Source organism: Tsukamurella hominis (assembly GCF_965137015.1).
GTDB classification, from domain to species: domain Bacteria; phylum Actinomycetota; class Actinomycetes; order Mycobacteriales; family Mycobacteriaceae; genus Tsukamurella; species Tsukamurella hominis.
In genome coordinates this window covers 14,111-32,815 of sequence record NZ_CBCRZG010000033.1, presented here as the reverse complement: position 1 = coordinate 32,815, position 18,705 = coordinate 14,111, and the positions used below count along the sequence as shown (strand labels likewise).

Sequence of the window (18,705 nt, the reverse complement as noted above, 5' to 3'; positions counted from 1 at the left end):
GCAGCAGCCCTCGTCGCGCGTGAGCCCGCCCCCGGCCGGTCCCGGCGAACCGGTCGCACCGACGACCATGCACCCGGTCGCGGGCCGGCGTCCCGCCCCGCCGCGCCCGATCCAGCCCGCGCCGCGTCAGCCGACCGGCGAGACCGCGACGCGTCCGAAGCCTCCGACGCCCCCGGCGACCCCGGAGACCGAGGAGTACGACCACAACCCGCCCACCTCCATGGGCCTCCCGCCGCAGCGCCCGCAGGACTAGGCGAACCGCTCGAAGGCCTCCACCCACTCCTCCGGGCCGAGGTCACGGGGGAGGGGCGTGCCGCGGTGGCCCCGTCGGGCCGCCCACTTCCGTGCCTCCGCCCGACGGTGCCGCGGCGCCACGCCCGCCAGGACGTCGGGCAGTCCGTGGCCGCGGCCGGTGAAGACGGCGTGGACGAAGGCGGCGTAGGCGCGCCGGCGCGCCACCGGCACGAGGGGCGTGCTGCGGCGCGCGATCGTCAGCAGTCCCGCGTCGACGGACGGGCGGGGCGTGAAGGCGGCGGCGGGAATCCGGCCGGCCAGGCCGAAGTCGTACCAGGGCGACCATTGCGCGGTCATCATCGTGGCGCCGCCGACACCGGCCCGCCGTCGCGCGACCTCCCACTGCACGATGAGGACCGCGCCGGTCCAGTGCGGGGCGTGCAGCAGCTTGCGGAGCACCGCGGTCGTGAGGTGGAACGGCAGATTCCCCACCACCGCATGGGGTTCCGTCGGTAGCCGGTGGCGGAGGAAGTCGCCGTGCACGACGGTCGCCTCCGGGAGTCGCGCGCGCAGGCGTCGGGCGTGCCCGCCGTCGATCTCGACGGCCGTGAGCGGGCGGCTCAGGCGGAGGAGGGGGTCGGTCAATGCGCCTGCGCCGGGACCGATCTCGAGGATCGGACCGTCGGTGCGGCGGGTGAGGTCGACGAATCGGCCGATGACGGCATCGTCGGTGAGGAAGTTCTGGCCGTGCTCGTGACGGCCCCCGTGATGGGTGGGCATGAAGGGAGTTCTCCGGGTCGAGGATCACCCGGGCAGCGCGAATCGCCGCCCAGCGGAAGGATGCTGGGGGCGGTGAAGCCGAGATGGTGTGGGAGGCTCCGCCGCCGCTACGCGCGGCCGCGGTCCACCACTGCCGCCGCTGCCGCGGCGGCTGCTGCCGAAGAACTCATGAGGCGCACCCTAGGCGCCGCAGCGGCGGGGTGCCAACGGGTTATCCGCGCTGCAGCCAGTAGGCCTGGGACTTGATGCGGTCCTTCGGCAGGCCGAAGTCGCGCTTGGCGGCCTTGGTGATCTCGCGCGTCGCCTTGGTCTCGGCGGCGACGAAGAGGAAGGCGTCCGCGCCGATTCCGGCGCCGACGACCGTGGATACCAGTGTGGCGCCCCGGTTCTCGCGCGGCACCCAGGTAACGGCCTCGCTCTGCACCGGGAGTTCTCGCTCGGCGTCGTGCTGGTACTCCAGGTACACGCGGCACGGGGCCTGCGCGGTCCCGAGGATGCTGTTGATCGCGGGGATCGACGCGGCGTCGCCCACCAGCACGTACTCCGACGGTGCCGGCTCCTCCGGGACCGTCAGGTCGGCGCCCATCATCGTGGCGGCGATGCGGTCGCCGGGCTCGGCGTCGAGGGCCCAGCTGGGCGCGGGACCGTCGTGCATCGCGAACTCGATGGTGAACTCCGAGCCCTCGGGCGCGACGATCGTGTAGCCGCGCTGCACGAGCGTCCCCTCGTCCGCGTCGGTCGTCGCGGCGCCGCTCTTCGGTACCCACAGGCGCACCCACATGGTCGGGAACCACGGGTTCTCCTGCAGGAAGTCGCCGCCGTCGAAGCGGATGCGGTGATAGTGCTCGCTGACGGCCTCCGTCGACAGCACCGTGAAAACGTAGTCGTCCGCCCGCATCGCCTTGAGGATCAGGCCGGTCACTCCTCTACCCATGAAGCTGAGGCTACCCTAATCGACTCGATCATCGCGAGCACATGCCGCGTGCGCTGGGCTGATACGGGTTAAGCTTCCTCAATTTTTCACACGGTCCAGCAGAGGAGCCGCGGGATGGAGATGTCCAACGATTGGAGTGCGGAGTGGGCCGCGAGCGCGTGGTGGCTGCTCAAAGCGGTCGCGATCACCACGCCGATCTTCGTGGTCGTGCTCGCGATCTGCTTCGTGAGTACGCGGTGGGGGCGACAGTTCTGGCGCGTCTCCGGCGCCTACTTCACCGGCCGCGACTCGTGGCGCGTCTACGCGCGCATCCTGCTGCTCATCGTGTCGACGCTCGCGGCCGTCCGGCTGTCGGTGCTGTTCACCTACTTCTACAACGATTCGCAGACGGCGCTGCAGTACGCCGTGCAGGCGGTGTCGAAGGGCGATTCGCCGGCGCTACAGGCGGCCGAGGACGGCTTCTGGCTCTCGATGAGGATCTTCGCGCTGCTCGCCGTGCTGTGGGTGGCGCGGGCGCTGATCGACTACCTCGTGAACCAGTGGCTCGTCATCGACTGGCGGATCTGGCTCACCGAGCGCGTCGTCGACGACTATCTCGACGGTGAGGCGTACTACCGCAACCGCTTCATCGACGACACGATCGACAACCCCGACCAGCGGATCCAGGCGGACATCACCGCGTTCGTGGGGACGTCGGTGTCCCTGTCGTTCGGGGCGGTCAACGCGGTGGCGTCGATCATCTCCTTCACCAAGGTCCTCTGGGAGCTGTCCGCACCCATGACGATCCTCGGCGTCACGATTCCCCGCGCGATGCTGTGGCTGGTGTTCGCGTACGTGCTGATCAGCACGGTGATCGCGTTCTGGATCGGCCGGCCGCTCATCAATCTCAACTTCATCAACGAGCGCCTCACGGCCGCGTACCGGTATGCCCTCGTGCGGCTGCGGGACAACGCCGAGCGGGTGGCGTTCTACCAGGGTGAGCAGGTGGAGCGGCGCACGCTGCTCGGCCGCTTCTCCGCGGTGATCGCCAACACCTGGGCGATCGTATTCCGCTCCCTGAAGTTCAGCGGGTGGAACCTCACGGTGAGTCAGACGGCGGAGGTGTTCCCCATGGTGATCCAGGCACCGCGGGTCTTCTCCGGCGAGCTCACCATCGGCGACGTCAGTCAGACCGCGAGCGCGTTCCGGCAGGTGCACGACTCGCTGTCGTTCTTCCGCCTGTCGTACGACGACTTCGCGGAGTGCCGCGCATCCCTCATCCGCCTGGACGGCCTCCTCGCGGCCGACGACGAGTCCCGGAAACTGCCGCGCGTCAAGGGGACCGACGAGGACCGGTCGGTGCGGCTCGACGGCATCGGCGTCCGCAAGCCCGACGGGGTCGTTCTCGTCGACGACCTCCGGCTGCACCTGGAGCCCGGCGACGCCGTGGTCGTCAAGGGGGTCTCGGGGTCCGGCAAGACGACCCTCCTGCGCGCGCTCGCCAGGATCTGGCCCTACGCGGACGGCGAGATCTGGCGCCCCGCCGGGACCGAGACGCTGTTCGTGTCGCAGCTGCCGTATCTGCCGCTCGGCGACCTGCGGACCGCGCTGAGCTACCCGGCGGAGCCCGGCACGTTCGGCGACGACCTACTGCGGGAGGTCCTCGGCAAGGTCTTCCTGCCGCATCTCGCGGACCGGCTGGACGACGAGGAGGACTGGGCGGCGGTGCTCTCCCCGGGTGAGCAGCAGCGCATCGCGTTCGCGCGCATCCTCTTGATCAGGCCGCAGGCCGTGTTCCTCGACGAGGCCACGTCCGCCGTCGACGAGGGGCTCGAGCACTCGCTGTACACGCTGATCCGGGGCGGGTGCCCGAGGCCGTTCTCGTGAGCGTCGCCCATCGCAGCACCGTCGACAGGCACCACGCGCACCGTCTCGAGCTCAGCGGGAGCGGGTCGTGGGAGTACTCAGCCCTGTAGGTCCGCGACGAGGTCGCGACCGCCGACGTACGTGGTGTGGCCCGGAGTCCCCTCCGTGTCGACGGCCCCGGCGATCGCGGCGGCGAACTCTGTGGCAGTCGGGAGGGGGCCGTGGCTGCGCCGTTCCTCGACCGCGGCGGGATCGCGGCGCTCCAGGAGCCGGACGATGATCGTGCCCTCGATCATGTCGCCCGACACGACCCGCAGGTCGAGGCCGAGTTCCGCGGCGAGCGCGCGCAGCGCCCTCTCCCCGGCGAGCTTGCTGGCGGCGATCGGCTCGTATCCGGCGGGGACGGGGTGAGTCTCGGAGAAGTGTGCCTGGTGGCTGGTGACGAAGACGATCCGCCCGCCCGGCCGCAGGTGCTCCGCAGCGGCGCGTGCCGCGGCGACCTGCGCGTCCCGGTTCAGTCGCATCGCGTAGTCGGCCTCGGCGCCCAGTTCCAGGCCGCCGGAGGCGTTGAGGATCACCGCGTCGACGCCGCCGAACGCGGCGACCGCCGCATCGAGGAGGTGCGCCGGCCCGTCGGCCGCGGTCACGTCCGCGCCCACCGCGATCGCCCGCCCGCCGGCCTCGCGGACCAAGTCGCAGACCTTCTCCGCGCGGCGTTCCTTCTCGCGGTAGTTCACCACCACGTCGTGGCCGCGCGCGCCGAGCGCCACCGCCGTCTCGGCGCCCACCCCGCGCGACGCCCCGGTCACCACTACGACCGCCATTGCCCGACCTCCATGCTTCTGATTTAGAACTGCGGCCAAGCATGACGCTTCGATTTCAGAAGCGCAAGTTAGGCTCTGTCTCGTGTCAGTGCGCGATGTGGTGCCGCAGCGCCGCGAGGAACCGGATCCCGCGGCGGTCGCTGCGATGGAGCTGCTCGGTCAGCGCTGGGTGTTGCGCATCGTCTGGGAGCTCGAGCCGGGATCGCTCGGCTTCCTCGAATTGCGCAGGCGCATGGGCAATTGCAGCTCCAGCGTGCTCGCCACCCGGCTCGCGCAGTTGGTCGAGAAGGGCATCGCCCGCAAGCTCCCCGACAAGCAGTACGAACTCACGTCGCGCGGCGAGGCGCTCGGTCGCGCCCTCTGGCCCGTCTGGGACTGGGCCGCCGACTGACTCCCGCACGGTGCCCTGCGGTGGATTTTCGCCGCTCAGCGGTCACAATCCACCGCAGGACGCGGCCCGGGGACAAATGGCCGGGTGCGCCGTGGGTGTGCGGCCGCTCGCCTAGAGTGTTGCGCATGCAGAAGCGGACGATTCGGACCTCCCGCGGCGTGGTCGCGGCGGCGGCCATGGCATTCCTGGCGCCCGGTGTGGTGGGCGTGGGCGCGGCATCCGCCGATCCGTCGACGGGCGCGGAGTGTCGGATGTTCGAGACCAAGCCCGGCTACGAGTGCCGGTTCGGGAAGTGGGAGCGGGACTTCACGCCGCCCTATCCTGGGAAGTCCTGCTCGATCGGTGAGGCCGCGCCGCCCCTCCAGCGACTCACCTGCTCCGGAGGGATCTGGATCGTCAAGCCCGCTGACCCGAACGGCGAGAAGTGCACCGCGGTCGGCGCTCAGCGCGTCGGTCCGGGTGGGCTTCAGACGTGCACGCACGGACCCTACGGTTTCACCTGGGAATGAACGCGTCGGCCCGTTGTGGCCGGCGAGGAGGAGGAGAACGATGAAGCGAGGGATTGCGGCCATCGGCGCGTGCGCGGGACTGGTGACGGTCGGGGCGGTGCTCACCGCGGGGCCCGCGGGCGCGGACTGCAGCGCGGGCGCGGTGCAGGATTGCGCCGCCCAGCGCGACGCGACGCGGACGGAGACCGTCACGGTCACCCGGACGAAGACCACGACGTCGACCACGACCACCACGTCGACGAGGACGCGCACCACGACCGTCACCGTCACCGCGACGCGGACGCGCGCCGCTTCCGTCGGCGTCGGGCGCGTCGGGCACGCTCCGGCGGACGGCCCCGTCGTCACCGCGCGACCGGACTGAGCGCCCGCGCGGCACCGAGTCGCCGCGCGGCACGAATTAGAATCATCGTGAGCGAAAAGTGCCGCCGCCCCGGAAAAACCGGGACGGCGGCACCGTCGTACTAGGGCTCGGGACTAGTCCTGCTGGACCTTGCCCGGCTCGGAGGCGGCCAGCATGTCGCCGCGCTCGACCACCTTCACGCGCTCACGGCCCTCGGCCTCGCCCAGGCTGCGCTCGTGCTCGTCGAGCCGGTACCAGCCGTCCCAGGTGGTGTACGGGGTGTCGTGGTCGTCCAGCCACTGGGTGACGCCGTCGGTCGACGGGTCCGACGGGGCGTTCAGCTTGCCGGCGTGGAAGTCCTCGAGCAGGCACGCGATGGTCTCGTTGGCATCCCCCTTGGTGTGGCCGATGAGGCCGACCGGTCCGCGCTTGATCCAGCCGGTGGTGTACACGCCCGTGATGTGCTGACCTGCGTCGACGACGCGGCCGGCCTCGTTGGGGATGACGCCGGCCTGGTCGTCGAAGGGGATCTCCGGCAGGTCGTTCGAGAGGTAGCCGACGGCGCGGTAGACGGCGCCGATCTCCCAGTCGGTGAACTTGCCGGTGCCGCGCACGTTGCCGGTGCCGTCGAGCTCGGTGCGCTCGGTGCGCAGGCCCGTGACCTTGCCGTTCTCGCCCAGGATCTCGACGGGCGACTCGAAGAGGTGGATGAACAGCTTGTGCGGGCGGTTGTTGGGCTCGCGGATCGCGTAGTTCTCGAGGATCGTGGCGACCTGGTCGGTGATCTTCGACTCGCGGCGGGCCTTGGCCGAGCCCTCGTCGTACTCGATGTCCTCGGGGTTCACGACGACCTCGATGGTCTGCGAGTGGTCGAGCTCCTTGAGCTCGAGCGGGGTGAACTTCACCTGCGCCGGACCGCGGCGACCGAAGACGTGCACCTCCTTGGCCTTGTTGAGCTTGAGGCCCTCGTAGACGTTCGGCGGGATCTCGGTCGGGAGCAGCTCGTCGGCGGTCTTGGCGAGCACGCGGGCCACGTCGAGGCCGACGTTGCCGACGCCGAGGACGGCCACCTTCTCCTCGGTGAGCGGCCACTCGCGGGAGAAGTCCGGGTGCCCGTCGTACCAGGCCACGAACTCGGCGGCGCCGTAGCTGCCGTCCAGGTCGATACCGGGGATCTCCAGGTTGCGATCCGCGACGGCGCCCGTGGAGAAGATCACCGCGTCGTAGTGGCGGCGCACGTCCTCGAGGGTGAAGTCCTTGCCGAAATCGAGGTTGCCCAGCAGGCGCACCTGCGGCTTGTCGAGCACCTTGTGCAGCGCGGTGATGATGCCCTTGATCCGCGGGTGATCGGGCGCGACGCCGTACCGGATCAGGCCGAACGGGGCCGGCATCTTCTCGAAGAGGTCGATGCTGACGCCGGGGTCCTTCGCCTCGTCGGACTTCATGAGGGCGTCCGCCGCGTAGATACCAGCGGGGCCCGCGCCCACGATCGCGACGCGCAACGGGCGGTTCTGTTCGGTCATGTGAAGTCGGCTACCTTGTCTGCATACGCGGTTGAAGTTCCCCACCAGGTTAGTGCGGACTTATCAACTGTTCCTAGTGCGGGTGGCGCATTCCACCCGCCCAGCGAAACTGGAACGTGTTCTAGTAGCAGAGGGTAGAGACTTCAGTGAGCGCAGACAAGGCCCCCGCCGGACCGCCGCCCGAACGCCGCACCACGGCGACCCCGTTCGTCATCGCCCTCGTGGTCGCCGTCGTCCTCATCGGCGGCGTGCTGCTCTGGAACGTCATCCGCCCGTCCGACGAGCGGCTCAGCGATTCCGCGCAGGTCCAGGTCACGATCGGCCAGTACTACGGCGCCCTGAACAAGGGGCGGTACGCGGACCTCGTCGCCAACACTTGCGCCAAGGACCGCGCCGCCGCCGACTTCCCGAAGGAGGCCGGCTTCCCCGACGCTCGCAAGGCCGCCGTCGAGCGCGAGGGCGAGGCGAAGCTGGAGGAGAAGGACGTCAAGAACCTCACCGTGAACGGCGACGCCGCATCCGCCGATCTCACGGTGCGGTACGAGAAGGCGGGCGAGCGCACCGAGCAGGCGAAGTTCGTCCGCGAAGACGGCAAGTGGAAGAAGTGCTCGTGAACTACGCCGGTGATCTGACGCCACGCGAGGCCTGGGAGCTGCTGGAACAGGACCCCGCCGCCGTCCTCGTCGACTGCCGCACCGAGGCCGAGTGGAACTACGTCGGCATCCCCGAGCTCTCGCAGGTCGGGCGCAACCCCGTGCTCGTCGAGTGGCAGCGCTATCCCGACGGTGCGCTCAACCCGACCTTCGTCGAGGAGCTCCGCGCCAAGGGCGTCACCGACGACGCCCCCGTCGTCTTCCTGTGCCGCTCCGGGCACCGCTCGATCGGCGCCGCCGAGACCGCCACCGCCGCCGGCGTCGCACGTGCCTACAACGTGCTCGACGGCTTCGAGGGCCCCATCGACGCACTCGGGCATCGGGGCGTCGCGGGCTGGCGCGCCGACGGCCTGCCCTGGCGGCAGTTCTAGGCTGAAGCCATGACGGAGTTCAGCCCCCTGCCCGACGGCCTGCGGCCCGAGACGTACGCGGTGCGCGGCGGCGTCCTGCGCACGAACTACGAGGAGACCTCCGAGGCGCTCTTCCTGAACTCGGGCTACACCTACGAGAACGCCGAGGCCGCCGAGGCCGCCTTCAACGGCGACATCGACCGGTTCGTCTACTCGCGCTACGGCAACCCGACGGTGGCGATGTTCCAGGAGCGCCTGCGCCTCCTGGAGGGCGCCGAGGCCTGCTTCGCGACCGCCTCCGGCATGTCCGCCGTCTTCACCGCGCTCGGCGCGCTGCTCAAGGCCGGCGACCGGCTCGTGGCGGCCCGCTCGCTGTTCGGCTCCTGCTACGTGGTGTGCAACGAGATCCTGCCGCGCTGGGGCATCGAGACCGTCTTCGTCGACGGCGAGGACCTCGCCCAGTGGGAGGAGGCGCTCAGCGTCCCCACCCAGGCCGTCTTCTTCGAAACCCCCGCGAACCCGATGCAGGGCCTCGTCGACGTGCGCGCCGTGGCCTCGCTGGCCCACGCCGCGGGCGCGCAGGTCGTCCTCGACGCAGGCTTCACACCGGTCGGTTACCAGGATTCGCTGGGGATGGGCGCCGACGTGATCGTGCATTCCTCCACCAAGACGATGGACGGCCAGGGCCGCGTGATGGGCGGGGCCATCCTCGGCCGGTTCGACTACATCGACGGCCCGGTGAAGCAGCTGATGCGGCACACCGGTCCCGCGATGGCGCCGTTCAACGCCTGGGTGCTGCTCAAGGCGCTGGAGACTCTGGACCTCCGGGCCGAGCGGGTCAGTGCGAACGCGCAGAAGGTCGCCGAGTTCCTCGACGCCGACCCGCGCGTCTCGAAGGTGCTCTTCCCCTTCCTGCCCTCGCACCCGCAGCACGAGCTGGCGAAGCGGCAGATGAAGGCCGGGGGCACGGTCATCACGCTGGAGCTGGCCGACGGGGCCCTGGCCGGCAAGGAGCGCGCCTTCGAGTTCCTCAACCGGCTGCAGGTCATCGACATCTCCAACAACTTCGGCGACGCCAAGTCGCTGATCACCCACCCCGCCACCACGACGCATCGCGCGACGGGGCCCGAGGGCCGCGCGAAGATCGGGCTCACGGACTCGATGCTGCGCCTGTCCGTGGGGCTGGAGAACGTCGACGACCTCATCGAGGATCTCGACCGCGCCCTGGGCTGAGTCCTGCCGTCGCGAGTGCGGTCGGTGTCCTGCGCAATCCGTGGGTTTTCGACCGCACTCAGGGCGCCGGATCGTCGATGGCGGCGCGCCACGTGCGGACGGCTTCCGCTGAGACCGGCGCGTCCCACCCGTCGGGCCGTGCTGCGCTGCCGATGTGGAAGGCGTCGATTCCGGCCGCGCGTAGCCGTGACAGGTGTGCGAGACGCAGGCCGCCGCCGGCCAGGATCTGTTGCAGGCCCTGTGCTTCTGCGATGAGCGCGATGATGCCGTCGTCGACTCCGGTCGCCGCGCCCGCGGTGAGGAACCCATCGAGGCCCGGCAGATCCGCGACCTCCGCGCGGAGCGCCGCCCGGTCCGCGCAGTGGTCGATCGCGCGGTGGAACGTCCACGGTGCGCCGTCGATCGCCTCGACGACCCGCGTCACGGCCGGCAGGTCCAGGGCGCCGTCGGCGGTGAGGAAGCCGAGCACGAACTCCTCCGCCCCGGCATCTCTCAGCTCCGCAGTGCGCCGCACCAGCGCGCCGAGGTCCCCGGGCTCGAAACCGTCGGTGAGCCGGAGCATCACGCGCACCGGGATGTCCACGGCGGCACGGACCTCGGCGACGGTGGCGGGGGAGGGGCTCAGTCCGTCCGCCGCCATGTCGGCGACGAGCTCCACCCGGTCCGCCCCGCCCTCCCGCGCCGCGACCGCGTCCTGTGCGCCCAGCGCGATCACTTCCAGCAACGCCATTCGCCTACTCTAGGTGGCCACTGATCGGGTATTACGCTGCATCGTCGCACAGATCGAGGGTGTGACCGGAGAAAGTCGGTGGACCGCGGAGGAGCCCTCGAATACGCTGCCCGACATGGATATGCGCAAGCTCCCCGAATCGCTGCGGCAGTGCTACTGCCGTCGGTTCGGCGTGCCCGCATAACCTGCGGCAACCCGGGCCGTCGCTTCACCGCCGGCCCGGTGCCCATGCGTCAGGCGCATGGCTTCTCGGACCGGTGACCATCACATCGAGACGAGAAAGACATGGAGAAGATCAGTAAGTCCTTGGTCTCGTGGGCGTCCATCCTGGACGAGAAGACCCGCGAGCAGGCGATCACCACGGCGAAGCTGCCGTTCATCTACCCGCACATCGCGTTGATGCCCGACGCCCACCTGGGCAAGGGCGCCACCGTCGGTTCGGTCATCCCGAGCCTCGGCGCTGTGATCCCCGCGGCGGTCGGCGTCGACATCGGCTGCGGCATGATCGCGGTCCGCACGCAGTTCACGAAGTCCGATCTGCCGGACGACCGTGCGACGGTGCGTGAGGCCATCGAGCGGGCGGTCCCGCTGTCGCCGGGCCGCTACAACAAGAAGGTCGTGGCCACGGCGGAGCCGAGGATCGCGGAGCTGACGGCGCTCGCCGAGCGCGCGGATTTCGACCCCGCGAAGTACGCCGGGAACTGGGCGCTGCAGCTGGGCACCCTCGGCGGCGGGAATCACTTCATCGAGATCAGCCTCGATGAGGACGACACCGTCTGGGCGTTCCTGCACTCCGGTTCCCGCGGCGTGGGCAACAAGATCGCCCAGCACCACATCGCCGTGGCGACCCGCCTGTGCAAGCAGTGGTGGATCGATCTGCCGGATCCGGACCTGGCCTACCTCGTGGAGGGCACGCCCGAGTTCCGACGGTACATCGCCGAGCTGACGTGGGCGCAGCACTTCGCGCTGCTCAACCGTGAGGAGATGATGGACCGGGTGATCCGCCAGCTCGGCGAGTGGGTGGGGACCCCCGTCGTGGAGGCGGAGCGGATCAACTGCCACCACAACTTCACCAAGCGCGAGAAGCACTTCGGCAAGGAGGTGTGGGTGTCGAGGAAGGGGGCGATCGAGGCCACCGAGGGCAAGCTCGGCCTGATCCCGGGCTCGATGGGCACCGCGTCCTACATCGTCGAGGGCAAGGGCTTCGCCCCGTCGCTGAACAGCTCTCCGCACGGCGCGGGCAGGGAGTACTCCCGGTCCGCGGCGCGTAGGGCCTTCACGCACGAGCAGCTGCGGGAGGCCATGGCGGGCATCGAGTTCCGCGACAGCCCCGACTTCATCGACGAGATCCCGCAGGCCTACAAGCCGATCGACCGGGTGATGGCCGACGCGGAGCAGTTGGTCACGGTCCGTGCCGTCCTGCGCCAGATCGTCAACGTCAAGGGGCAGTGACTCGTTCCCCGGCTGGGTGCTCTCAGCCGGGGAACGGGTCCTCCGTGTGACCGACGAGGTCGGCGACGGAATCGATGGTGCGGGTGGGGCGGTACGGGTAGGCGGTGACCGACTCGCGGGTGGAGATGCCGGTGAGCACGAGGATGGTGCGCAGGCCCGCCTCCAGGCCGCAGACGATGTCGGTATCCATCCGATCGCCGATCATCAGCGTGTCCGCGGAGTGCGCACCGAGTGCGCGCAGGGCGGATCGCATCATCAGCGAGTTCGGCTTGCCCACGTAGTAGGGCGAGCGGCCCGTGGCCTCGCGGATCAGCGCGGCGACCGCGCCAGTCGCCGGCAGCAGACCGTCGCGCGACGGCCCCGTCGGGTCCGGGTTCGTCGCGATGAAGCGCGAGCCGCGGTCGATCAGGCGGATCGCCGTGGTGATCGCCTCGAACGAGTACGTGCGGGTCTCGCCGAGCACCACGTAGTCCGGATCGTTGTCGGTGAGCACGTAACCGGCGTCGTGCAGCGCCGTCGTCAGGCCCGACTCGCCGACCACGTAGGCGGTGCCGTTCGGCCGCTGGTCCTGGAGGAACTTCGCGGTGGCGAGCGCGGAGGTCCAGATCCGCGACTCGGGGATGTCGAGCCCCGTGGCGACCAGGCGGGCGCGCAGGTCGCGCGGGGTGCGCGTCGAGTTGTTGGTGAGCACCATGAACGGCGTCCCGGCGGCCGTCAGCTCCGCGATGAAGGCGTCGGCGCCGGGGATCAGGTGCTCCTCGTGGACCAGCACCCCGTCCATGTCCATCAGGTACGTCCACTCGCTCATGCCCGCGAATGTACTCCCGGCGGTTTGGCCTCGCCGTGATTCGAACCTTGACGCCGGGCCGCGCGACAGGGCATTCTCGACGCAGGTCATGAGTGCCAGCGACAAGCCCCGGCTCGCTGGTCGGCAACCCTCCTCCGCGGTGGGGTGCTCCGGGTGACGACCTGGCCGCACCGAACGAGTGCGGCAAGCGCGGATTCGCGGCACGTCGGAAACGGGTGCCGCGCGTCCTCATACCGAAGGACATCTCTCATGAACATCGCCACCACCGAGCGCACCGCCGTCTGCCTCACCCCGACCGTCCGCAGCACCCCGCTGTCGCTGGGCCCCCTCGCCGCCGTGACCGGCGCCGACGAGTACGCCCCGCTCACCGACGGCGCGACGGTCCGCTACGCCAACTTCGACTACGCCGCGAGCGCGCCGGCCCTCGTCGAGGTGCAGCAGGCGGTCCAGGAGGCGCTGGGGGAGTACGCGAGCGTGCACCGCGGCGCTGGCTACCTCTCGCAGCGCTCCACCTCCCGCTACGAGCGGGCCCGCGAGATCGTCGCGGAGTTCGTGGGCGCCCGCGCCGACGATCACGTGATCTTCACCGGCAACACCACCGACTCGATCAACCTGCTCGCGGGCTGCGTGCCCGGCGAGGTCGTGGTCCTCGATTGCGAGCATCACGCGAACCTGCTGCCGTGGAAGCGGATCGGGGCCCGTGTGATCTCCGCTCCGCTGTCGATCGAGGGCACCCTCGAGGTGCTCGAGAAGGAGCTCCGCGCCCGCCCCGCGGCCCTGGTCAGCGTGACCGGCGCGTCCAACGTCACCGGCGAGGTGCTGCCCATCCGCCGGCTCGCCGCGCTCGCCCACCGGCACGGCGCGCGCATCGCGGTCGACGGTGCCCAGCTGGTCCCGCACCGTCGGATCTCGCTGCGCGAGAGCGGAGTCGACTACCTCGCCTTCTCCGGCCACAAGCTGTACGCGCCCTTCGGCTCCGGCGTGCTCGTCGGCCGCGCCGACTGGTTCGACGAGGCCGAGCCCGTCCGCTGCGGCGGCGGCGCGAGCTACGAGGTGATCGGCACGCCCGTGTCGAAGTCCGTCGAGGTCGCCTGGCACACCGGCCCCGCGCGGCACGAGGCCGGCTCGCCCAACGTCCTGGGCGCCGTCGCCATCGCCGCCGCCTGCGAGGCCATCGAGCGCCTCGGCGAGGACGCCATCGCGCGCCACGAGCGCTTCCTCACCGACCTGCTGCTGCGTTCGCTCGAGGGCGTCGACGGTGTCCGCACGCTGAAGATCTGGGCCGACTCCACCGAGCGGGTGGGCATCGTCGCCTTCACCGTGGACGGCCGCACGCCCCGCGAGGTCGCCGAGTTCCTCTCGTCCGAGCACGGGATCGGCGTGCGCGACGGGAAGTTCTGCGCCCACCCCGTCGTTAACCGATTGGGATGCTACGACGGCGCCGTCCGCGCGAGCATCGGCCTCGGCACGAGCGAGCACGACGTGCGCCGCCTGGCGCGCGCCCTCGAAGACCTGTCCGCACGAGCGAACTGAACCCGGAGGAATCCATGACGACCGTCTCCCGCCCCGCACTGGTGGTCACCGTCGACGGTGAGCCCGAGGCCTCGCACCTGACGCGGGTGCGCGCCGCCGATCTGCGCATCGCGCAGCGGGAGCGCGGCTACCTGCGCGCCGAGGCCGAGCGCGCCGGGCGGGAGCCGGGTGCGGTCGCGCTCGAGGTCGACGTGGTGATCGACGAGCGCGCCGCCGACGCCCGCGCCAGCTACGCCCCGAGCGGCGCCGCGCCGCAGAGCATCACGTACATCGGCACCCCGTCGGGCCTGAAGTCCCTGATCGAGGACGTCTACGCCGCCGAGGTCGCCGACGCCGTCGTGCTGCGCCCCGTCGGCGGGGCGCGCACCAAGGACCTCATCGCCACCCTGCTCGCCGCGTAGCGCGGGCGGGCATACTGACCGGCGTGACCGAGCAGTACTCCGCCCGCACCGAGACCGTCCGCGCTGCCCTGGCCGCCGCGGGGCACCCGGACACCGTGCGCCTCGTGCCCGACGGTGCCAAGACCGCCGCGGAGGCCGCGGCGGCGCTGGGGTGCGAGGTGGGCGCGATCGCCAACAGCCTCGTCTTCCTGGCCGACGGTGCGCCCCTGCTCGTCCTCTCGAGCGGCCGGCACCGGGTGGACACCGCCGGGCTCGCCGATCGGCTCGGCTACGGCGCGATCACCCGCGCGAAGCCCGACGACGTGGCCGCCGCGACCGGCCAGGTCATCGGCGGCGTCTCGCCCGTCGGGCATCCGCGCCCGGTGGTCACCGTCATCGACGAGTCGCTCGCCGACTATCCGGACCTGTACGCCGCGGCCGGGACGCACGACACGATCTTCCGCACCGACTTCGCCGCGCTCGTGGCGCTCACGGGTGCCAGAATCGTCACGACATCGGCGGCATAGGCCGGTTCGCCCGAGTCGACTAGTTGTCCTAATAGTTGTAGGCTGCACGTAGTTTTGCATGTCCGAACACGGCGACGTGGGCGGACGGGACCTGCGGAGGCGTGATGACGGACGAGGAACGTGCGGACCGGATAGAGGGGATCGTCGGCGTGATCGCCGAGCTCACCCGGCTCAAGGAGCGGCACGCCGTGATGACGCGGCATGCGGTCGCGCCGGACGGCGTCGAACTGGCGGCGTACACCGCGCTCTTCGCCCTGGTGAAGGGCGGGCCCATGCGCTCGTCCGTGCTCGCGGACCAGATCCACACGGACCCGTCCACCGCGAGCCGGTACGTGACCACCCTGACCAACCTGGGCTACGCCGAGCGCACCGCCGACCCCTCGGACCGCCGGGCGGCGCTCGTCTCCGCGACGGAGGCGGGGGAGGCCAAGGTCGAGTTCATCCGGCAGCAGCGCAACGAGAAGCTCCGGCCCCTCATGGAGGAGTGGACAGACGAGGAGATCGACCAGTTCGTGACGCTCGGGAACCGGGCGCTGGTGCAGTTCGAGCAGGCCCTCAAGCTGATGCGGGAAGGCGAGTGACCGCCGCGGCGGCGGAGCAGGAGACCGCGGGCGCGGGCCTCACGCACAAGCAGATCCTCTACATCCTGTCGGGCCTCATGACCGGCATGTTCCTCGCCGCGCTCGACCAGACGATCGTCTCCACGGCGATCCGGACCATCGCTGACGATCTCAACGGCTACAAGCTGCAGGCGTGGGTCACCACGGCGTACCTCATCACCTCGACGATCGTCACCCCGCTGTACGGCAAGCTGTCGGACATCTACGGTCGCAAGCCCTTCTTCATGTTCGCCATCACGGTCTTCGTGATCGGCTCCCTGCTGTGCAGCACGGCCACGTCGATGTACGAGCTGGCCGCCTTCCGCGCGGTGCAGGGCCTCGGCGCCGGCGGCCTGATGTCGCTGGCGCTCACCATCATCGGCGACATCGTGCCGCCCCGCGAGCGCGCCAAGTACCAGGGCTACTTCCTCGCCGTGTTCGGTACCAGTTCGGTGCTCGGCCCCGTGCTCGGCGGCCTCTTCTCGGGCGCCGACAGCATCCTCGGCATTTCCGGCTGGCGCTGGGTCTTCCTGGTGAACGTGCCGATCGGCATCGTCGCGCTGGCCGTCGTCTCCCGCGTGCTGCGCCTGCCGCACACCCGCCGCGAAGGCGTCCGCATCGACTGGTTCGGCGCGGTGGCGCTGTCCGTCGGCCTGGTCCCGCTGCTCATCGTCGCCGAGCAGGGCCAGGAATGGGGCTGGGGCTCCAGCAAGACGCTGATCTGTTACGGCATCGGCGCCGCCGGCGTCCTCGCGTTCATCGCCATCGAGAAGTACATGGGCGAGGACGCGATCATCCCGCTGCGCATCTTCAGGAACGTCATCTTCGCGCAGGGCGTGCTCATCTCGATGGTCGTGGGCGCCGCGATGTTCGGCGGCATCTCGCTGCTGCCCCAGTACTTCCAGGTGGTCCGCGGCGCCAGCCCGACGAAGGCGGGCTTCCTCATGCTGCCCATGGTCGCGGGCCTCATGCTCGGCTCGATCCTGGCCGGCCAGATGATCTCCCGCACCGGCCGCTACCGCGTCTTCCCGATCATCGGCGCGGTGCTGCTCACCGCGGGCATGTTCGGCATGCACTACATCAGCGCCGACGTGCAGATCGGCTACGTCATGGCGGGGGCGGCCGTGATCGGCTTCGGCCTCGGCAACCTGATGCAGCCGCTCACCCTGGCGCTGCAGAACATCCTGCCGCCGCGCGACATGGGCGTCTCGACCGCCGCCGCCACGTTCTTCCGCCAGATCGGCGGCACGCTCGGCGTCGCGGTCTTCCTCTCGGTGCTGTTCTCGCAGATGCCGCACAAGATGAGCAGCCGCATGACCGATGCGGCCGCGGACCCGGAGTACACGGCTGCCGTCCAGCGCGCCGCCGCCGGCCACGACGGCCCGGCCGCGCAGGACTTCGCCGCCAAGCTCGTGCACGGCGATTCCAGCGCCGTCAGCGACGTCATGTCGGACACCTCCGCACTGCAGAAGCTGCCCGACACCCTCGTCCACCCGCTCAAGGCGGGGTTCGCCGATTCCATGGACGTCGTCTTCCTCGCCGTCACCGTGCTGGCCGCGATCGGGCTCGTCCTCGTCCTGTTCTGGAAGGCCGTGCCCCTGCGCACCGCGCCGGCCATCGAGGCGACCACCCCGGAGTCCGGCGCCGCCGCGACGCCTGACAGCATCGAGACCGCGGAGATCAGCGCCGCCGCGGCATCCGTGGCGGGCACAGCAGCGACGGAGGACATCGTGACCGAACCGCCCACCGGCCCCGTCCCCACGCCCACGCCGACCCCCGAGCAGGCCGCGGCCTCGCGCTCCGAGATCGACGAGCTCCGGGCCCAGAACGCCTCGCTCGCCGCCGAACTCGCAGAGCTGCGCACCGGCTACCGGGCGATCGCCGGCAACACCCGGCTGCGCGCCTCCGGCACCACCGACCCCGTCCGGTTCGCCGTCGAAGCCACCGGTCCCGGCGGGGCCCGGTCGGGCCGGATGGTGCTGCCCCGCGGCGAGATCGCCACGCCCGCCTACGTGCCGGTGGCGAGCCGCGGCGCGATCGCCGGCCTCACCCCGCGCGAGCTGACCGATCTCGGCGCCGCGGCGCTGACCGTCGACCTGCACGAGCTGTACCTGCAGCCCGGCGTCGACGTCATCGAGGGCGCCGGCGGCATCGGCGCAGCCATGGCCTGGGCGGCGCCCACGATCGCCGACACCGGCGTCGCCGCCGTCGCGGAGCAGCGCAAGACGCGGATCACCGACGAGGGCATCGCCTTCCGCGGCCGCCTCGACGGCTCGCCGCACCGCTGGGACCCCGAGGAGACGGTGCGCCTCGCGCACCGCATGGGCTTCGACGTCGCCTTCGCCCTCGCGGACGCGGAGGATCCCGCGCGCACCGAGCGCTGGGCCCGCCGGGCGCTCGCCGAGCACGCCTGGCAGACCGCCGACCGGCACGACGCCCTCTCGCTGTGGGCCGTGGTGACCGGCGGCGCGGACCCCGAGCGTCGACGGTCCGCGGCCCGCGCGCTGCGCAGGCTCGCGGACGAGGACCGTCGGGCCGGCGGACTGGGCTTCGGCGGCTACCGGATCGAGGGCGTCGGTGCCCCCGCCCACGAGACCGCGCTGCTGCGCGCCGTCGTCGGCGAACTGGAGAGGGACCGTCCGCGCTACCTCGGCGGCATCACCGGCCCGGCGGACCTCCTGGCCGCGATCGAGGCGGGCGTCGACCTGCTCGACGGCACCGAGCCCGCGCGGGCCGGCGCGGAGGGCCGCGTCTACACCTCGACGGGCGTCCTCGACGTCACCGATCCCGCGCTGCGCGCGGACTTCCGGCCGCTCGATCCCGCCGAGGGGCGCCCGGGCGGGCCCAACCGGACCGACGCCTTCACCCGCGCCTACGTGCACCACCTCTTCGCCGCGAACGAGGGGCTCGCCGTGACGCTGTGCACCCTGCACAACGAGCACTTCTTCGTGTCCCTCGCCGCGGCCGCGCGCCGCGCGATCCGCGACGGGGGTTACCCGGCCTTCACCGCGTCGTTCCTGCGGCGGTTCGGTAAGGTCTAGCCCGATCCGCTACCCCGAT

18 protein-coding genes, 3 pseudogenes and 1 riboswitch are annotated in these 18,705 nt (G+C 70.9%); of the genes and pseudogenes, 15 read left to right on the top strand and 6 right to left on the bottom strand.

Going from position 1 to position 18,705, the window contains the following annotated elements; translation table 11 throughout:
• A pseudogene (locus ACM9LD_RS23910) lies at positions 1-253 on the top strand (hypothetical protein); the annotation flags it as partial.
• Here the strand turns inward: ACM9LD_RS23910 and erm are convergent.
• Together erm and ACM9LD_RS23900 are read right to left on the bottom strand one after the other, a co-directional pair.
• Entirely contained in the window at positions 250-1,014 is a 765-nt protein-coding gene (gene erm / locus ACM9LD_RS23905; RefSeq protein WP_415679007.1) for a 23S ribosomal RNA methyltransferase Erm, read from the bottom strand. The pseudogene ACM9LD_RS23910 and the gene erm overlap by 4 nt on opposite strands.
• Before the next feature lie 211 nt (positions 1,015-1,225).
• Positions 1,226-1,948 carry a siderophore-interacting protein gene (locus ACM9LD_RS23900; RefSeq protein ID WP_415679006.1) on the bottom strand — a complete coding sequence of 241 codons (723 nt, stop codon included), beginning with the start codon at positions 1,946-1,948 and terminating at the stop codon, positions 1,226-1,228.
• A gap of 114 nt (positions 1,949-2,062) precedes the next feature.
• On the opposite strand from ACM9LD_RS23900, the pseudogene ACM9LD_RS23895 reads away from it, so the two are divergent.
• Positions 2,063-3,903 (top strand): annotated as a pseudogene (locus tag ACM9LD_RS23895) (ABC transporter ATP-binding protein/permease).
• On the opposite strand, the gene ACM9LD_RS23890 reads toward ACM9LD_RS23895, so the two are convergent.
• A complete protein-coding gene (locus tag ACM9LD_RS23890; protein ID WP_415679005.1) occupies positions 3,892-4,617 on the bottom strand; it encodes an SDR family oxidoreductase in 726 nt (241 codons plus the stop codon). The pseudogene ACM9LD_RS23895 and the gene ACM9LD_RS23890 overlap by 12 nt on opposite strands.
• A gap of 82 nt (positions 4,618-4,699) precedes the next feature.
• Between ACM9LD_RS23890 and ACM9LD_RS23885 the strand changes: the two genes are divergently transcribed.
• The 3 genes from ACM9LD_RS23885 to ACM9LD_RS23875 all read left to right on the top strand — a co-directional run bounded on the left by ACM9LD_RS23885 (position 4,700) and on the right by ACM9LD_RS23875 (position 5,878).
• A complete protein-coding gene (locus tag ACM9LD_RS23885) occupies positions 4,700-5,008 on the top strand; it encodes a winged helix-turn-helix transcriptional regulator (protein WP_415679004.1) in 309 nt (102 codons plus the stop codon).
• A gap of 125 nt (positions 5,009-5,133) precedes the next feature.
• Complete coding sequence (locus tag ACM9LD_RS23880) at positions 5,134-5,517, top strand: hypothetical protein (protein ID WP_415679003.1); 384 nt, start codon at positions 5,134-5,136, stop codon at positions 5,515-5,517.
• A gap of 40 nt (positions 5,518-5,557) precedes the next feature.
• Positions 5,558-5,878, top strand: coding sequence for a hypothetical protein (locus tag ACM9LD_RS23875; protein WP_415679002.1), 321 nt, complete (start codon positions 5,558-5,560; stop codon positions 5,876-5,878).
• 113 nt (positions 5,879-5,991) lie between these two features.
• On the opposite strand, the gene ACM9LD_RS23870 is transcribed toward ACM9LD_RS23875, so the two are convergent.
• A complete protein-coding gene (locus ACM9LD_RS23870; protein WP_415679001.1) occupies positions 5,992-7,380 on the bottom strand; it encodes an FAD-dependent oxidoreductase in 1,389 nt (462 codons plus the stop codon).
• A gap of 146 nt (positions 7,381-7,526) precedes the next feature.
• Here ACM9LD_RS23870 and ACM9LD_RS23865 point away from each other — a divergent pair, with 146 nt between their 5' ends.
• Genes ACM9LD_RS23865 through ACM9LD_RS23855 form a run of 3 tightly spaced genes read left to right on the top strand, consistent with a single transcriptional unit; the run spans position 7,527 to position 9,616 of the window.
• Positions 7,527-7,994, top strand: a complete 468-nt coding sequence (locus ACM9LD_RS23865) for an Rv0361 family membrane protein (RefSeq protein ID WP_415679000.1) — start codon at positions 7,527-7,529, stop codon at positions 7,992-7,994.
• A complete protein-coding gene (locus ACM9LD_RS23860; protein WP_415678999.1) occupies positions 7,991-8,404 on the top strand; it encodes a rhodanese-like domain-containing protein in 414 nt (137 codons plus the stop codon). Before ACM9LD_RS23865 ends, ACM9LD_RS23860 begins: the two co-directional genes overlap by 4 nt.
• 9 nt (positions 8,405-8,413) lie before the next feature.
• Complete coding sequence (locus ACM9LD_RS23855) at positions 8,414-9,616, top strand: O-succinylhomoserine sulfhydrylase (RefSeq protein ID WP_415678998.1); 1,203 nt, start codon at positions 8,414-8,416, stop codon at positions 9,614-9,616.
• A gap of 58 nt (positions 9,617-9,674) precedes the next feature.
• Here the strand turns inward: ACM9LD_RS23855 and ACM9LD_RS23850 are convergent, their stop codons facing one another.
• Complete coding sequence (locus tag ACM9LD_RS23850) at positions 9,675-10,346, bottom strand: copper homeostasis protein CutC (protein ID WP_415678997.1); 672 nt, start codon at positions 10,344-10,346, stop codon at positions 9,675-9,677.
• Positions 10,347-10,631: 285 nt separating this feature from the next.
• On the opposite strand from ACM9LD_RS23850, the gene ACM9LD_RS23845 reads away from it, so the two are divergent.
• Positions 10,632-11,798, top strand: coding sequence for an RtcB family protein (locus ACM9LD_RS23845; protein ID WP_415678996.1), 1,167 nt, complete (start codon positions 10,632-10,634; stop codon positions 11,796-11,798).
• A gap of 22 nt (positions 11,799-11,820) precedes the next feature.
• On the opposite strand, the gene ACM9LD_RS23840 is transcribed toward ACM9LD_RS23845, so the two are convergent.
• A complete protein-coding gene (locus ACM9LD_RS23840) occupies positions 11,821-12,606 on the bottom strand; it encodes an HAD-IIA family hydrolase (RefSeq protein ID WP_161499513.1) in 786 nt (261 codons plus the stop codon).
• Between the two features lie 84 nt (positions 12,607-12,690).
• Positions 12,691-12,802: riboswitch (SAM riboswitch) on the top strand.
• A gap of 53 nt (positions 12,803-12,855) precedes the next feature.
• Between ACM9LD_RS23840 and ACM9LD_RS23835 the strand changes: the two genes are divergently transcribed.
• The 6 genes and pseudogenes from ACM9LD_RS23835 (at position 12,856) to ACM9LD_RS23810 (ending at position 18,686) form a co-directional block, all read left to right on the top strand.
• Complete coding sequence (locus tag ACM9LD_RS23835; protein WP_415678995.1) at positions 12,856-14,139, top strand: aminotransferase class V-fold PLP-dependent enzyme; 1,284 nt, start codon at positions 12,856-12,858, stop codon at positions 14,137-14,139.
• A 14-nt stretch (positions 14,140-14,153) separates the two neighbouring features.
• Positions 14,154-14,540: a hypothetical protein gene (locus tag ACM9LD_RS23830; protein ID WP_415678994.1), complete on the top strand. Its 387-nt coding sequence runs from the start codon at positions 14,154-14,156 to the stop codon at positions 14,538-14,540.
• 23 nt (positions 14,541-14,563) lie between these two features.
• A complete protein-coding gene (locus ACM9LD_RS23825) occupies positions 14,564-15,046 on the top strand; it encodes a YbaK/EbsC family protein (protein WP_415678993.1) in 483 nt (160 codons plus the stop codon).
• 104 nt (positions 15,047-15,150) lie between these two features.
• Positions 15,151-15,627, top strand: a complete 477-nt coding sequence (locus tag ACM9LD_RS23820; protein ID WP_415678992.1) for a MarR family winged helix-turn-helix transcriptional regulator — start codon at positions 15,151-15,153, stop codon at positions 15,625-15,627.
• A pseudogene (locus ACM9LD_RS23815) lies at positions 15,624-17,282 on the top strand (MDR family MFS transporter); the annotation flags it as partial. The gene ACM9LD_RS23820 and the pseudogene ACM9LD_RS23815, both read left to right, overlap by 4 nt.
• A 63-nt stretch (positions 17,283-17,345) precedes the next feature.
• Entirely contained in the window at positions 17,346-18,686 is a 1,341-nt protein-coding gene (locus ACM9LD_RS23810) for a tRNA-guanine transglycosylase (RefSeq protein WP_415679011.1), read from the top strand.
• Positions 18,687-18,705: the final 19 nt, after the last annotated feature.

Excerpts from the sequence above, each read along its gene's own strand:
- erm (WP_415679007.1), bottom strand. The coding sequence starts at position 1,014 with ATGCCCACCCATCACGGGGGCCGTCACGAGCACGGCCAGAACTTCCTC.
- ACM9LD_RS23900 (WP_415679006.1), bottom strand. The coding sequence starts at position 1,948 with ATGGGTAGAGGAGTGACCGGCCTGATCCTCAAGGCGATGCGGGCGGAC.
- ACM9LD_RS23890 (WP_415679005.1), bottom strand. The coding sequence starts at position 4,617 with ATGGCGGTCGTAGTGGTGACCGGGGCGTCGCGCGGGGTGGGCGCCGAG.
- ACM9LD_RS23880 (WP_415679003.1), top strand. The coding sequence starts at position 5,134 with ATGCAGAAGCGGACGATTCGGACCTCCCGCGGCGTGGTCGCGGCGGCG.
- ACM9LD_RS23875 (WP_415679002.1), top strand. The coding sequence starts at position 5,558 with ATGAAGCGAGGGATTGCGGCCATCGGCGCGTGCGCGGGACTGGTGACG.
- ACM9LD_RS23870 (WP_415679001.1), bottom strand. The coding sequence starts at position 7,380 with ATGACCGAACAGAACCGCCCGTTGCGCGTCGCGATCGTGGGCGCGGGC.
- ACM9LD_RS23855 (WP_415678998.1), top strand. The coding sequence starts at position 8,414 with ATGACGGAGTTCAGCCCCCTGCCCGACGGCCTGCGGCCCGAGACGTAC.
- ACM9LD_RS23850 (WP_415678997.1), bottom strand. The coding sequence starts at position 10,346 with ATGGCGTTGCTGGAAGTGATCGCGCTGGGCGCACAGGACGCGGTCGCG.
- ACM9LD_RS23845 (WP_415678996.1), top strand. The coding sequence starts at position 10,632 with ATGGAGAAGATCAGTAAGTCCTTGGTCTCGTGGGCGTCCATCCTGGAC.
- ACM9LD_RS23840 (WP_161499513.1), bottom strand. The coding sequence starts at position 12,606 with ATGAGCGAGTGGACGTACCTGATGGACATGGACGGGGTGCTGGTCCAC.
- ACM9LD_RS23835 (WP_415678995.1), top strand. The coding sequence starts at position 12,856 with ATGAACATCGCCACCACCGAGCGCACCGCCGTCTGCCTCACCCCGACC.
- ACM9LD_RS23830 (WP_415678994.1), top strand. The coding sequence starts at position 14,154 with ATGACGACCGTCTCCCGCCCCGCACTGGTGGTCACCGTCGACGGTGAG.
- ACM9LD_RS23820 (WP_415678992.1), top strand. The coding sequence starts at position 15,151 with ATGACGGACGAGGAACGTGCGGACCGGATAGAGGGGATCGTCGGCGTG.